The following is a 13,616-nucleotide window of genomic DNA, read 5'->3' on the forward strand; positions in this document are numbered from 1 at the left end:
TTAAGCTATGGTCAGCAGAACATTATAACGGCAAAGGCAGATTTTATCTGCAAGGTTGAAATTCCTTAAGTGGCTCAGGAAATTACTTCAAGGTTTCGGTTTACGGCTTCCGCCTGTTTTATTCGAACTTCGAGAAGTCCTTTTCGCGATTGGTTTGGAGATGGCCCTAGCCCCAGTGCAATCCGGATAGCGGGAGCAAGACCAGAAGGGGCCATTGCTGCTCTTGCGCTTGCGCATTTTCGCCTGACACTTGGGACAGGTTTCGCTGAGTGCCTCGGGCAGATTCAACTGAGGCTGCTGGAGCGCGATCTCAATAAGCTTATCGAGCAGCACGCTCTGTCGCTCCATGAAATCATCCAGCGTCATTGTCCCCTCGGCCACCTGGTCCAGCGCCTGTTCCCACAATGCGGTCATCCCAGGGTTGCTGATCTGCGGCGGTAGCACCGCGATCAGCCCCTGCCCCACCGGGGTCGAAACGATCGTACGCCCCTTCTTGCGAATGAACCCTCGCTTGAGCAGTATCTCGATGATGCCGGCACGAGTCGCCTCTGTGCCAATACCGGCGCTCTCTCGCAGCCTAGCGCGCAGACGTTCGTCAGTGACGAATCGGGCCGCGTTCTTCATCGCCGAGATCAACGTGCCTTCAGCGAATGGCTTCGGCGGCTGGGTCTGGCGATCCTTCACCAGGAGATCCACGACCGTACAGCTTTCCCCCTGACGGAGAGGCGGGAGCGCCTGCGCGCCGGACGCTTCCTCCTCCTCGTCATCACCGTCCTGCCCTTTGCCCTTCCCTCGGGGGAATAGCGCTTTCCAGCCCTCGACCCGCACCTGTCGTCCCGAGGCCACGAACGTCTCACCAGCGAGATCCAGACGCGCATCGGTCTGGTCGTACTCATGGACGTGCAGGAACTGCGCCAGATAGTGCCGACGGATAAGATCGTAAACCCGGAACTCCTCCTCGCTCATCCGATCGATCCGGCAGGGGGCTGTGGTAGGAATAATGCCGTGGTGAGCGGTAATTTTGCTGTCGTTCCACACGCGACTTTTGAGCGTCTGGTCCAGTCGATCGATGACCGGGGAGAGCTTCTCGTCCGAATGCAGGAGCGCCGTCACGACGGCCCCGATCTCGGACAGCATCGATGTCGGCAGGTAGCGGCAATCGGTACGCGGGTAGCTCGTGGCCTTGTGGGTCTCGTAGAGGGACTGGGCGATGTCGAGCACCTGCTGGGCCCCGAAGCCGAAGCGCTTCGAGCACGCCTGCTGCAAGGTGCCCAGGTCCATCACCAGCGGCGCGCCCTCACATTTGCGCGATGTCTCGACGGACGCCACCGTCGCCTTGCCGCTCTGGCACCGGGCCGCGATCGTCCGCGCCGCCTCCTGGTTGATGCAACGACCTTCCTCGTCGAGCCAGCCATCGTTGCCCGGTAGCCATTTGGCCTGGAACGGACCACCCTGCGCCTGCAGGTTGGCCACGATGTCCCAGAACGGCTTGGGTACGAAGCTCGCGATCTCCTGATCGCGTCTTACGACCAGAGCCAGCGTCGGCGTCTGAACCCGGCCCACCGACAACACGCCCTGATGGCCCTGTTGCTGAGCCAGCACCGAAAACGCACGGGTCAGGTTCATGCCGACCAGCCAGTCCGCACGGGAACGACCCAGGCCCGCCTGGTACAGCGGCCAGGTCGACTCCCCAGGTCGGATGTTGCTCAGGGCCTTGCGAATCGACGCCTCATCCAGCGCCGACAGCCAGAGTCGAGATACGCGGCCCTGGTAACGACAAGCGTCGAGGATCTCGCGGCCGATGGTCTCGCCCTCCCGATCGGCGTCGGTGGAGACGACCACCTCGCTGCACTGTTTGAGCAACCCCTGAATCACCTTGAACTGCTTGCCGGCATCCTTGCGCACCGTGTTCTTCCACTGCGACGGCCGGATCGGCAGCGTGTCCAATGACCAGCGCTTCAGCGCCGGATCGTAGGCTTCGGGAGGGGCCTGCTCGAGGAGATGACCGAAGGCCCAGGTGACGACAATGCCGTCGCCCTGCAGACAGCCTTCGGCTTTACGCGTCGCCCCCAGGACCACGCCAATATCGCGAGCCTGGGAGGGTTTTTCGCAAAGGAACAATCGAGACATGACACCGGGCCTTACAGAATGTGTATGGCCTCAGCATGACGGGCTGGATCAGCAGAATCAGTGGGGAATGTTAATCGGGCTGAAGCAGGTAATGCGCCTCGTCGATGATCCAGGCTTCCGCATTGCCATGGGCAGCACCGCGCGTGTTGTCTTCGGCCACACAGGCGATCTCAGAGTGTCGTGTCAGCGCCAGGGCCATTCGCTGAGCCAACGGTCCATTGAACGGAATGTCAGCATCGAGCCAGAACCACTGCGCCGTGGAGGCGTTATCGATGGTGATGACCTCACCGCTGAGCCAGCGCATGGGGATCAGGTAACGCCCCTGACCGGGCTTGAGAATGGTCGGTTTGAGCAACGTGCCATCGGGGGCGAAACGACATGTGACCGCACCGTCGATGACAGCCTGAATGTCCGACTCGATCAGCGGGCGATGTCCCAGGCGCGGGCGAATGAAGAACCGTTGATAGACCGCTGCCTCAGTCTCTTTCATCCTTGAGCATCCCCAGGTCGATCCATTCGACGATCGTATCGGCGCTGATACCGTACTCGCGCATCAATGCCTTGAGCTGAATACGAAACTCGACGACACGGCCAGTCGCCTGCGTACCGTCGAGTTCCCGGAGCATGTTGCCCAGCTGTTCATCCAGGCTCCAACCATCCTTGATGGTGAAGATGTTGGGCATGAGCAATCAGTCTAACGCGGCCTTGAGACGCTGTGTCAGCGCAGACTCCATGGCATTGCCATCGAATAGAGTTCGCTCGTCGGCCGGTGCCCAACTGTAGTGGATGCGCGAGCCCGCGCCACTCTTCTCGATCTGAACCCGCTGCAGGATCGAGTATCGTGTCCCTCCAACGGTCTGCCGTCCGTAATCACCGAGATTGTAGTAGGCCCCCGGGGTGCGGTCGTGCTTCCAGGCTATATCGCCCATCTGCATTTTTGCAGTGGTGCTCTCCGGGCTCTCGAAGTCATCGGGGGATCGGAACCCCATCGCCGACTTGATCCGAGCGTAAGCGGTATCGACGTCGACACGGGAATCGATGTCGACCGATCCGCTCTGGCTACCCAGACTTGTGGCATCGACCGCTTCCCCCTCGGCATTGGTTGCCACTTTCTGCGGCGTTTCGTTGGGATCGTAGTTCAGCGGCTCGCCGGTCACGGGATTGTTGAAACAGGTCACGCAGACACCGTTTGAGTAATAATGATCCTGCGCCGCGCAGCCCGCCAGTGCCACCATCCCCACTGCCACCACCCAGTGCTTCATCCCAGCACTCTCTTTGTCTGTTTGATGATAGAGCCTTCCTTCGAGTCAGCGAGCCCGCTCATTCCGAATAGCTCGGATCAGACCCCGCCGGGTTATCCCATTCACCTTCCGGTCCAGCGGCTTTAGGATAAGCTCCCTGTTGCGGAGCCTGGGACGATGAAGGCTGCCGTGGCGCTTGCTGGCCCTGTGCCGGCTCGAGCTGAACCTGGGTGACGCGGAAAGGCAGGATGCCGATGCGTACGGCCTGCACCTTGAACTGCGACCGGTTATTACCTTCTCCGTCCCGCCATTCGTCCAGCACCATTCGGCCCGATACCATGACGCGCAGTCCCTTCTGGTACAGCCGAGCCCATTGCTCGACATCGCGATGCCATATCTCGACGTTCGCCCAGAAGCCACCCTTGTCGACGTTGCCGGTATCGGTCGGCACCGGATTATCGAATCGGACGTTCAGTCGCATGACGCCACGCGATGGCTGATTGCCATTGGGGGAAAACATTTTCACTTCTGGATCCGAACCAATGTTCCCCTCGCCCATGAAATGCGTGCTCATCTGAATCTCCTGAATCGAATGTATGCCCGACTACAGTGGCCGGGAGCGGCAAAGGACGTCAGCGAGAAACGTTAAGGCCGGTTGCGAACTATTCCGAACCGTTGCAGATGTCAGACCATGGCCTCGATCTCGCCGAGATCGCTCAGCAGGCGATTTAGGCGATCGACCTGTCGAGTCGCCGCCGCAACTTTGGCATTGAAGATCGCGCGCTCGGTCTCGATCTCGACCAGTTGACGCTTCATCCCCACCGATATATCGCCGAACTGGAGCACGGCTTCGAGAAGGCGTCGCCCCATCTGGGTCTGCGCCTTGTCGCGCCATTGCACTGCGCGAACTCGTCCACCGCTGTTGTTGTGTGGTTTGAGCCAAAGTCCCGCCTGAACCACCGTGCGGTTGTAGCGATTGGCAAAGTCCGCCGCCTCCTGCCACATCCGACGACACTCCGCATCCAACTCATCCCGAAATCGAAGGATCTCCCCTTTACCCTTAAAGGGTTTTAAAAGGCCCTTTGCGTACTGATTCAGTGCAAAGTCCTGACGCTGTTCCAGTGCAGTCATCGCGCTCGCGGTCCTTTCCTGTTCTCGTTGCAGATACTTGGTTGCCCCCTCCGATCCTGCGGGGAGTGTTTCCAGTGGAATCACCCCGGCCTGGTCTCGTTGAAGTGATTACAGTGGAATCACCCTAACCTGCTCTTGCTGGAGTGATTCCCCCGCATCACCTTGCAGCATTAGTCCTCGGATTCTCCGAGCTGGGGCAGCAACTGAGCGTCGTCTAGATCCGCGCCTTCGAGCTTGTGATCCTGATCACTGCCGGCCAGCTCGGCTCCCTGGCGTCGGATCGTCGGTGCAAACTCACTGCGGCGCGTCCCTTCAAAGATGTCCTGCGGTAGCTCGCCGTACTTCTCGAGAGCGTTTCGGGCCTTGGCGTTATTGGCTGCGAAGTCATCACGCGTCGCCCCGCTGAACCCCGGAAACTTGACCGGCGCGTAACATAGCGATCGCAGGGCGTGGCCGCCCTGATCGCGAATCATCGCGCCACGCTGCTTGTTGCCCAGCAGTCCAATGTGATGGGCCAGCAGCACATCGCGAACGATGCTGTCGTACTGCATCAGCAGCATGACCGCCTGCCAGCCCATCTGACCTCCGGTGAACACGGGGCTCACGAACGGTTGCTGGCTGACGTTGCGGCTGACATCGAGCCCCTCCGGGATCTGCTTCAGAACCTGGCTCACTCGCTTTTCCAGTTGATGGAGCGATTGTCGGGTCTCGTCGATCTTCTCCTCGAGCATGAGCAGCCAGCTGTCGGCGTAGGGATCGTCCCGGCCTGCTGCCTGATGGACACGTCCGGCGAGCGACAGAAACTGTTTGAGACCGACCACCTGTGGCTTGCCGCTTTCGACACCGCGTCCGTGCCAGGCAAGCACTGCCGGATAGGTATGCAGAGTCATCTCGATTTTGCTGCGTAGCTGCCCTACACGGGGCTCAGCGCTGGCCATAATCACTCCTGAATCGTCGATGCACTGGATGGGATGCCAGCATCAAGGCTCGACGAGCGTCGCCCTATCGAAAACGTTAAACGCGATCGCAAGGGTTTCTAGCGCCGCAGTCCGAGGCGCTTGAACATCTCCCCCCGCGCCTGTTCCGTTGCCGCCGAAATCGGCTGCGGTTCCGGCTCGGCCGGTTTCGGCGGCGACATCGCCACCACCGGCGCGGTAACGACCCGGTTCTGTTCGTCACTCGTCTCGGCCTGGTCACGCCGCTTGTTGGCGACACCGCGGCCGAAGTGCGTCAGCTGGAAATTGTCCGAGGCGGCACGCTTGGCCAGGGTGTGCAGGAAGCCCAGGGTGTTCTTGACCTTGCCGGCATCGACCCGCCCAGCGGCTTCGTCGATCACCGCCTGCTGCATCTCGGTCGACAACCCCGTCAGTAGGAACGTGACCGATTCCCGCTCGTCGGCAGTCAGTTCTAGCGGCCAGCTCCAGACCAGCGAGGTGTCGCCCGGCTCGCGCGCGGTGGTTTTACAAACACTGTTTGTATAACTACGTACTCTAGGGCGAGCCGCACCGGGAACTGCGCCGTAAGTGCTTGATTCCCAAATGAGTTTCCGCTGGAAACTGGGATCATTGGTCTCGGGAAATTGCCCAAGTTTCCGCTGAAAACCGGGCGAATTGCCCTGAGTTTCCCCCGGAAACTGGGCGGGTGTTGACTGAGTTTCCGCTGGAAACTCGGTACGGCTCTGCCGCTGGGCACGCTGATCGATAACTTCCAATCGGGACGGCATCTCGAGCACACCGCTTTCGGTCAGCTCGTCTCGCACGAGCTGAGCGACCTCGGCGACGTCGCGGTTGTGGTGGCGAGTACAGCGGATGACGTACTCGATGTACTCGGCATCGAGCGACAGCGACTCGGCGGGTGCCAGCGGTTCGTCATGCAGCACGTAGACGTTGCCGATCATGCGGCCGTTGTCGGTGTTGCGCGCTTTCATACCCAGCGTCATCCAGCGGGTCAGTCTGAGGATCGCGATGACCCGCGCCACGGTCTTGCGTGACGCCTTGCGATTCGCGCCGGAGCGCAGCAATGGCTCCAGTTCGTCGTAAGTAGGGAATGCCGTGGTGCGATCGGCATTCGACAGTAGCCGGATCATCTGCCAGCCCAGCACGTCGACCGCGCCCAGCCGCTGATCGAGCAGCAGCGCTCGAGGAACAGTTTCATGGGGATTGCCCATGAACAGTAGGCCGTCCAGAGCGTCTTCCTGAACGCTCGACGCCGAGGCGGCTTGGCCTCGGCGTTGGGTCAGGGATGACGCGGCGCGCCCGATGAGCGCGTCAAAATGTTTCATCACGCCACCCCTTCACGCACCGCGCCCTCGTCCTCGGCAGGTAGGCTCTGCTGACGCGCCTGCTCCGGTAGGGTCCACTGTTTGATCAGCGTCCAGATCACGGCTAGGGGCAGCTCGACCTCCTCTGCTAGTACCAGCATGCCGCGAATGTCTTCCACGGCACCAGGACTGGCCGGATCGTCGGAGATGGTCTGCCAGCGATGATAGGCTTCGTGTTCGACCTTCTCCTCCGGCATGGGCAGTCGCCCCTGTCGGCTCGGCACGCCTAGCAGGGTACGTCGCGCTGAGCAGTCATTCGGGGTCAGGCCAAAGAAGGTAGCCAGCATCTGCACGCTAGCCCCGTGACGAATACAGTGATCGACCAGCCCGTCGCGATCCTGGTCGCGATCGACACGGCGCAATGCCGCCTTGAACGTGTCGTGATCCAGCTCGAACCGGGCCACGCCCGGAAACTCATTGATCAGGGATTCGATCTCGCTGGCCCGCAGGCGACTGAGACTCTGCAGCTCGTCATCGCGAAAACCCAGCGCCCGGGCGCGACGCATGTCACCCTCGCGGATCAGAACCAGCGCCTGGTTGAACAGCGCATGATTGAGTTGCGGTGTTGCCATCACGAATCCCCCTCTGCATCGAGACCGTCACGCAAGACCCGGATTAACCGGGTCAGCCAGAACACACGAACGAAAAGACCATCGGGAAAGCGCACGTCGGTGTCGTTACCGTGACTGCCCACCAGCTCACCCAACAATGAGATATCACTTGGCATCACCGGGTCGATGTTGCCCTCGAGGCCGGCGAGCAGTTGCCAGACGAGCTGAGCACGCCGGCTGGGAGCCCCCTCGAGGGGACCGAGTTCATAGCCGAGACCGTCGCGGGCATTGAGGCGGATTACCTCGCTGGATCCGCTCACCTCGATTCCCGCCCATCTGGCTAGCAGCTGAACCACCTCGCCGATCTGCATGCGCAGATCCTGGGCGTTGCGACGCCAGGTCGGGACGTGCCAGAGATCGGTGATCGGGGCAATGCGGCCGCCGTCCTGGAGCGGCACGCTCTTGAGCGCCGCCGCTTCGAAGTCGATCGCTTCCTCGCCGTGCTCCTTCGCCTGCCAGTGACGCAACTGGCGATGCCCCTCGGTTTCATGGTGAGGCGAGAGTGTCAGATCGGCAGCGATCGTGGCCTGCTCCTCGGGAGAGCGAGTGGGCTGAGGTGTGTGTTCCTGTAGAAGGCCGTCGGTATCCAGCAGTCCGCCGAGGCCATCGTTGTCATCTTCACCAGCGCCAAACCCTTGCGGTGCCGCCGGCGTCCGTTGAGTCTGGGCCTCGAGTGCGGCATTGCGCTGCTCGAGCTGTTCAAGCTGGGCGCGCATCTGCTTCATGGCAACAGACTCACCCGCGCCGCCGGATTCCGGCACGCCGCGTTCGGTGGGCAACGGTGCCGGCGAGGTGTCGAGATCGGTCTGGCCATCGCCGAACATCAGATCATTCGGATCGGAATCACCCTCGCCATCGGCTGACTGACCGGCGCCCTGAGAAGCTTTAGAGGTTGATGGCAGCGAAGGTGAACCCGGCGACTTGCCGGATGACAAGCCACCCTGGGAGGTGTCCGGTTTCGGCGGGTAGAGGTGGCGCTCCTGGGGATGACGCAGGCGTTCCAGTTCGCTGTCGACCGTGGTCCAAATGTCGGCGCGCTCGTCTTCCGTCGCCGCCCGGGCGTACTTGCGCACGGTGAACCAGTTCTTCCAGGCCATGTCGATGGGGTTGAAGTGCAGTCCGGTGTGCTCGTTGAGCATGCCCTTGAGGCGATCCTCGACGATGTTCCAGCGAAACTCGGTTTGGCCCTCGTGATCGAGCTGCGCCATCTCCTCATGCCAGGCCTGGGCGAAGTTGCTGTCGACGACGTTGCTGGCCCACGGCTCGCCCTCGCCGAGATCGTCGGCGTGCTCGATCCAGTAGTCGGCACAGCGGGTCCAGCACTCGTCACAGAACTGGCGATAGGAGATCAGCTTCTCGATCTGAGGCCGGCCCATGCCGGCATCGAGCGTCAGCGGCAGGGTCGGCAGAAAGTGCTCGATGGTATAGAGCATTTTCGAGATGTGGCTCTGATTAACCGTGTAGCCCAGGACGCGTAGGCGCTTGGTCAGCTCGCGTTGAGAGATGGTCTCGCCGGCGTCTTCCTCGATCATGCGCTTGGCCTCGAAGATCCCGCGCGCCCGCTCGATCCAGCTCAGTTGCCCCCGGTTGTCGTTCTCGGCCAGATGGCCGGCGAGCACATTGATCTCGCCCTGCCACGGAATGAAGTGGCAGTCCTGGTGATAGAAGCGCTGATCGCCTGTCTCCTGGTACAGCTCATTGAGAATGATCAGGCGGGTGTTACCACCGTCGGAGATCATGTAGCGGTTGTCGCCGGGGCGCTGCGTGACGGTCAATTTCTGCTTGAGTCCGACCGCCTTAATCGACTCCTTGATCTCATCAAATTTCGGGTTGTGATGTGTTCGCGGGTTGCGGTCGTAGGGACGCAGCTGATCCAGCGTGAGCGACATCGCCTGTTCGCGGGTCGGTGCCGGCAGCCGATCGGTGGGCTGGCTCCTGAGCGTCGGCCCCGGCTGGTTCAGTTTGGCCGTGATCTGGTCGGGGGTGACGGATGGTTTACTCATGAGGTCCACTCCGGCTGCCACGATGCGCAGCCATCAGAATCGAAAAAATGGTTCAACTGCTGGTTCAAACGACCGATGCTCTGGGTCAACCCGTGCAGGCTAAGGTCGCTGCGCGTCTGCGGCGGATGCTGCTGGCACAGCGCCTGCAGGCCACGACGCAGATCGAGCAGGTTGTCGTTGACGATCACCAGCAGCTCGAAATCGCTGAGGTCGAAATACTGGAGCTGCGCCCAGCGCAGGCTGTGGTGCGGCGCCATCTCGAGCCGACTGGCCTTGTCACAAGCCATATGGAAGACCAGCCAGGTATCGGCGAGCAGCGAGCGCAGCGCATCGTTGCGCTTGTTGTGCGCCTGGAGATGAGCGTCGAACCAGGACTCCAGTGTCTCGACCCAGCCGGCGAAGGGATCGAGCAGTCCCAGAGCCAGACATTCCCGGCCCTGCAGATAGCGCTCCATACTCTGGTCGGTAGCGGTGCGTGTCGGAAACGTGACGATCTCAGCCATGGGACAGCGCCTTGTGCTGGTCGCGATCGATGCCGCCGTGCAGGCGCGCGTTGCGGCCGGCGGCGTACCCCCGGGCCATTGCCCCCCGATCGTCACGGCGTTGACCGCGATCGATGGCCTCCATCGCTTCGAGCTGGGGATAGAAGCGCTGCTGAAAATGCTCGATCGCCGCGACGGCCTCCTCGGTTTTCTCCACCGGCACGATGTGTTCGAACGCGCCCGCCACCCATGCCAGGGCATAGGCATCGGCCCGGCGAATCTTGGTGATGCGTTTCGCGCGTTTTTGCATGCCGTTCAGGAATGTCTTGCGATCGCTGATCAGCTGACGCTGGAGGACCTCGAAGGCATATGCCGCGATGTGTACCTGACTCGCCTCGCCGAGGAAGGCGAAGTAGCCCTGCCAGCTCTCGAACGTAGGACGCGGCTCGTAGACCGTGGCGGTACCGAAGGCGGCATTGACCAGGCTGGCCAGATGATCGAGCCAGCGCGGCGGCTTGCGTCCGGTCGGCGACTTAACGGCCACTCGGTCGATGGTCGATGCCGCGACATCAATCTCGCTGACGCCATACTCGTCCATCAGATGCTGCGCCTGACGCAGTGCCGTTCCGGCCTCGTGCTCGTTGGCCGATCGTGACAGCGCCAGGCAACGTTCGATCTTGCGAAGGATGCGATCAGGAATCATGCCTCGTCCCCCTCATGTCGCTGTTCCCTGCGTAGCCGTGCCAGCACGTTCTTCTCGGCACGCGCGTCGCTGGGTGAAAAACCGGTGAATACGGGCGGGCAGCCCGGCTTGATGAAACGAACGTGGCCACCTCGGGTGCGCTCGACGTTCCAGCCATGAGTCACGGCGTAACGCGCCACGCGCTTCAGGGCGCGCGTCGAGCAGCGAATCGGCAGTGCGTCAGGCATGGGTCACCTCCCCGATGACTTGATCGGTGTGATCAAGCTGCTGACGAAACAGATCCAATTGCCCCTCCAGCGACAGGATCAGTCGCTCCCGCTCATCTCGAAGCACACTGCACTCGCGATTAAGCCGTGCGAGTTCTTCGCGCTTTTCAGCGAGGCGAGTTTCAAGATCCTGGAGATCGTGAGCTGTACAGTTCATGGCCGCGACTCCTGTAACTGTTTCCACGCCAGTGATTCGAACCGGGTGCTCGAGCCCACGAACGTCAGATGCACCGTGCCGGTGGGACCGTTGCGCTGCTTGCCGATGATCAGCTCGGCCAGCCCCTTGTTGTCAGGGTTGTCGGGGTTATAGACCTCGTCGCGGTAGACGAAGCCGATGACGTCGGCGTCCTGCTCGATCGCACCGGAATCGCGCAGATCGGCCATGCAGGGGCGTTTGTTGGGCCGGTTTTCCAGCGTGCGGTTGAGCTGCGAGAGCGCCACCACCGGGCAGTTGAGATCCTTGGCGGTGGCCTTGAGGATGCGTGAAATCGCAGAGATTTCGTTGTTGCGGTTCTCGGAGCCTGGCTCCTCAAGCAGCTGCAGATAGTCGATCAGGATCAGGGCGGGCTTGCCGTGGCGGCGCACCAGCCGGCGGGCGCGTGACTTGAGAGAGGTCGCGGAGATGCCGCTGGAGTCATCGACGAACAGACGTTCCTCGAAGCCGAGTATGCGGTTCGTGGCCGAGGTCAGCTTTTCCCAGCCACCGTCATCGAGCTGGCCTGAGCGCAGCTTGCTCAAATCCAGACGCCCCATGCTGGCCATGAGACGCAGCATCAACTGCTCCTCGGGCATCTCGAGCGAGAAGACGAAGATCGGTGCGGTGGCCAATTCGGTGCGACCCGCCGTGGCAACCAGCGCATTTTCGACGAGGTTCATCCCCAGCGTGGTCTTGCCCATCGATGGGCGACCGGCGATGACGATCAGGTCCGAGGCCTGCCAGCCACAGGTGAGCGCGTCGAGGTCCTGGTAACCGGTGGGTGTGCCGGTAATGCCATCCTTGGCGTTGAAGGCACGATCAATAGTATCGATCGCTGCGGTCAACGCTGGACGTATGCCGGTTTCCTTGCCCTGCCGATTTTCGGCCAGCTCAAACAGTTGACGCTCGGTGGCTTCGATCAACGCCTGACTGAGCTGCTGTCCATCCAGCGCCCGCTGACTGAGATCACGCCCCATGTTGACCAGCTGCCGGCGACGCTGATGCTCGCGAACTATGCCGGCATAGGCGACCACGTTGGTTGCCGACGGCGTGTTACGGGCCAGCTCGGCCAGGTAGGACAAGCCTCCACAGGTCTCTAGATTCCCATCGCGCTCCAACACCTCGGAGAGCGTCACCACGTCCAGCGGCTTTTCGTTATGGGATAGCGCTTCCATCGCCTTGAAGATCAGCCGATGCGGGTAGTGATAAAACGCACCGGCATCGACGATTTCGCAGATGTCATCCCACTTTGTGTTGTCGAGCATCAACGCCCCCAGCGTGGACTGCTCGGCCTCGATGCTATGCGGTGGCAGAAGCCCCATGGCCTCTGCGTCTGCCGGGGATGCGGCCTCAATGGACATGACCGACCCCCGATTTACCCATGCCCAATTTGCCGTTAGGCGTGACCGCGCCTACTGCGCCTACTGCGCCTACTGCGCGGATGGCATCGGCCCACTCGGGATAGAGATCGATGGCCACGGCCTTGAGCTGGTCGGCACAGGCCGGTGCCTTGCGGCTGTATGGCTTGCGCGGCTCGACCCGATGGACGGGCAAGCCCTGCAGCGCAGCCGAACGATAGGCGGAGAGATTGACCAGCGGGGTCTCGAGAACGCTGATGCCGTGATCTTCGACCTCGGCATACATGGTGCGAATGCTGTCGGCGATATCGCGGGCGTCGCGCAGTTGGTCGGTCATCTTGTTGAGCAGGATGGAGACCGGCGGCACCTCGAAACGGGTATAGCGCGCCAGCTCGCGCAGCTCGTTGAGCATGCCCTGAGTGCCACGCACGAATTCGCGGGCGGTTAGCAGTTCGGGAACGATGGGAGAGATCAGCCGATCGGCAGCCATGACGGCCATCTCGAGAATCACTGAGCGCGCGCCCTGGGTATCGATCAGGATGGCGTCATAGCGATCAGCAAAGCGATCGAGCAGATCGATCAGGCGGAAACGACCATTCGGGGCGTTGAGCAACAACTGCTGCAACTGATTCCGATAGTCGTTCGAGACAATGATGTCGAGATTGGGAATAGCGGTGTGCGAGATAATCTGGTCGAGGTCGACCAGCTCTGTCGCGAGCAGCTCGTACACCCCACCAGGGGCAGGCTGGGACAGCTCATAGTAGGAAGAGAGGGTTGGCTGGGAGTCCAGGTCTATGAGCAGGACCCGTAGACCGGCGTCTGCCAGGAGACCGCCCAGATTGGCCGTCGTGGTGGTTTTCCCGACGCCGCCCTTGGAGCAAACCGTTGCTGAAACGCGCATGACTACACCTCATCCGTCAGTGATTGGAATGAGTGCAGAGGCGGCATTACATAGCAGGATGTCTTTTCTAAGCGTTCAGCTGGCTCCCTGAGCAGGACTCGAACCTGCGACCCAGCGATTAACAGTCGCTTGCTCTACCAACTGAGCTATCAGGGATCGATACAGCGATCTCTCGTCACGATGATAGCGATGGCTCCCCGAACAGGACTCGAACCTGTGACCCAATGATTAACAGTCATTTGCTCTACCAACTGAGCTATCGGGGATCGTCGTT

Annotated in this window: 16 protein-coding genes and 2 tRNA genes; all 18 read right to left on the reverse strand. The window is 61.3% G+C overall.

Annotated features, from left to right (window positions below; translation table 11 throughout):
* Positions 1-87: 87 nt before the first annotated feature.
* The 18 genes from ACWHY3_RS11100 to ACWHY3_RS11185 all read right to left on the reverse strand — a co-directional run bounded on the left by ACWHY3_RS11100 (position 88) and on the right by ACWHY3_RS11185 (position 13,608).
* On the reverse strand, positions 88-2,130 hold the full coding sequence (locus ACWHY3_RS11100) for a DNA topoisomerase III (RefSeq protein ID WP_448126568.1): 2,043 nt from the start codon (positions 2,128-2,130) through the stop codon (positions 88-90).
* Positions 2,131-2,200: 70 nt separating this feature from the next.
* A complete protein-coding gene (locus ACWHY3_RS11105; protein WP_448126569.1) occupies positions 2,201-2,620 on the reverse strand; it encodes a hypothetical protein in 420 nt (139 codons plus the stop codon).
* Positions 2,607-2,813, reverse strand: coding sequence for a hypothetical protein (locus ACWHY3_RS11110; protein ID WP_087721067.1), 207 nt, complete (start codon positions 2,811-2,813; stop codon positions 2,607-2,609). Before ACWHY3_RS11110 ends, ACWHY3_RS11105 begins: the two co-directional genes overlap by 14 nt.
* Before the next feature lie 6 nt (positions 2,814-2,819).
* Positions 2,820-3,392: a hypothetical protein gene (locus tag ACWHY3_RS11115; protein WP_087721066.1), complete on the reverse strand. Its 573-nt coding sequence runs from the start codon at positions 3,390-3,392 to the stop codon at positions 2,820-2,822.
* 58 nt (positions 3,393-3,450) lie between these two features.
* On the reverse strand, positions 3,451-3,945 hold the full coding sequence (locus ACWHY3_RS11120) for a single-stranded DNA-binding protein (protein WP_075563461.1): 495 nt from the start codon (positions 3,943-3,945) through the stop codon (positions 3,451-3,453).
* A 110-nt stretch (positions 3,946-4,055) separates the two neighbouring features.
* Positions 4,056-4,586, reverse strand: a complete 531-nt coding sequence (locus ACWHY3_RS11125) for a DUF3158 family protein (protein ID WP_448126570.1) — start codon at positions 4,584-4,586, stop codon at positions 4,056-4,058.
* 86 nt (positions 4,587-4,672) lie between these two features.
* Complete coding sequence (locus ACWHY3_RS11130; protein WP_075563463.1) at positions 4,673-5,440, reverse strand: PFL_4669 family integrating conjugative element protein; 768 nt, start codon at positions 5,438-5,440, stop codon at positions 4,673-4,675.
* Positions 5,441-5,538: 98 nt separating this feature from the next.
* Complete coding sequence (locus ACWHY3_RS11135; RefSeq protein ID WP_448126571.1) at positions 5,539-6,783, reverse strand: STY4528 family pathogenicity island replication protein; 1,245 nt, start codon at positions 6,781-6,783, stop codon at positions 5,539-5,541.
* Positions 6,783-7,394, reverse strand: a complete 612-nt coding sequence (locus ACWHY3_RS11140) for a DUF2857 domain-containing protein (RefSeq protein ID WP_087721101.1) — start codon at positions 7,392-7,394, stop codon at positions 6,783-6,785. Before ACWHY3_RS11140 ends, ACWHY3_RS11135 begins: the two co-directional genes overlap by 1 nt.
* Positions 7,394-9,436: a ParB family protein gene (locus tag ACWHY3_RS11145; protein WP_448126572.1), complete on the reverse strand. Its 2,043-nt coding sequence runs from the start codon at positions 9,434-9,436 to the stop codon at positions 7,394-7,396. The genes ACWHY3_RS11140 and ACWHY3_RS11145 overlap by 1 nt, the downstream gene beginning before the upstream one ends.
* Positions 9,433-9,939 (reverse strand): hypothetical protein, encoded by a 507-nt coding sequence (locus tag ACWHY3_RS11150; protein WP_448126573.1) that lies wholly within the window; start codon positions 9,937-9,939, stop codon positions 9,433-9,435. Before ACWHY3_RS11150 ends, ACWHY3_RS11145 begins: the two co-directional genes overlap by 4 nt.
* On the reverse strand, positions 9,932-10,621 hold the full coding sequence (locus ACWHY3_RS11155; RefSeq protein WP_332780433.1) for a DUF2786 domain-containing protein: 690 nt from the start codon (positions 10,619-10,621) through the stop codon (positions 9,932-9,934). Before ACWHY3_RS11155 ends, ACWHY3_RS11150 begins: the two co-directional genes overlap by 8 nt.
* Positions 10,618-10,848, reverse strand: coding sequence for a type II toxin-antitoxin system HicA family toxin (locus ACWHY3_RS11160; RefSeq protein WP_332780434.1), 231 nt, complete (start codon positions 10,846-10,848; stop codon positions 10,618-10,620). Before ACWHY3_RS11160 ends, ACWHY3_RS11155 begins: the two co-directional genes overlap by 4 nt.
* A complete protein-coding gene (locus ACWHY3_RS11165; RefSeq protein ID WP_087720999.1) occupies positions 10,841-11,044 on the reverse strand; it encodes a hypothetical protein in 204 nt (67 codons plus the stop codon). The genes ACWHY3_RS11160 and ACWHY3_RS11165 overlap by 8 nt, the downstream gene beginning before the upstream one ends.
* The gene (gene dnaB, locus ACWHY3_RS11170) at positions 11,041-12,438 is read right to left on the reverse strand and encodes a replicative DNA helicase (RefSeq protein ID WP_448128159.1); all 1,398 of its coding nucleotides are present in this window, start codon (positions 12,436-12,438) and stop codon (positions 11,041-11,043) included. The genes ACWHY3_RS11165 and dnaB overlap by 4 nt, the downstream gene beginning before the upstream one ends.
* Complete coding sequence (locus ACWHY3_RS11175; RefSeq protein ID WP_087721001.1) at positions 12,434-13,342, reverse strand: ParA family protein; 909 nt, start codon at positions 13,340-13,342, stop codon at positions 12,434-12,436. The genes dnaB and ACWHY3_RS11175 overlap by 5 nt, the downstream gene beginning before the upstream one ends.
* 80 nt (positions 13,343-13,422) lie before the next feature.
* Positions 13,423-13,498 (reverse strand) — tRNA-Asn (locus ACWHY3_RS11180).
* Positions 13,499-13,532: 34 nt separating this feature from the next.
* Positions 13,533-13,608, reverse strand: a tRNA-Asn gene (locus ACWHY3_RS11185).
* Positions 13,609-13,616: the final 8 nt, after the last annotated feature.

It is taken from the genome of Salinicola sp. NYA28a (assembly GCF_976982775.1).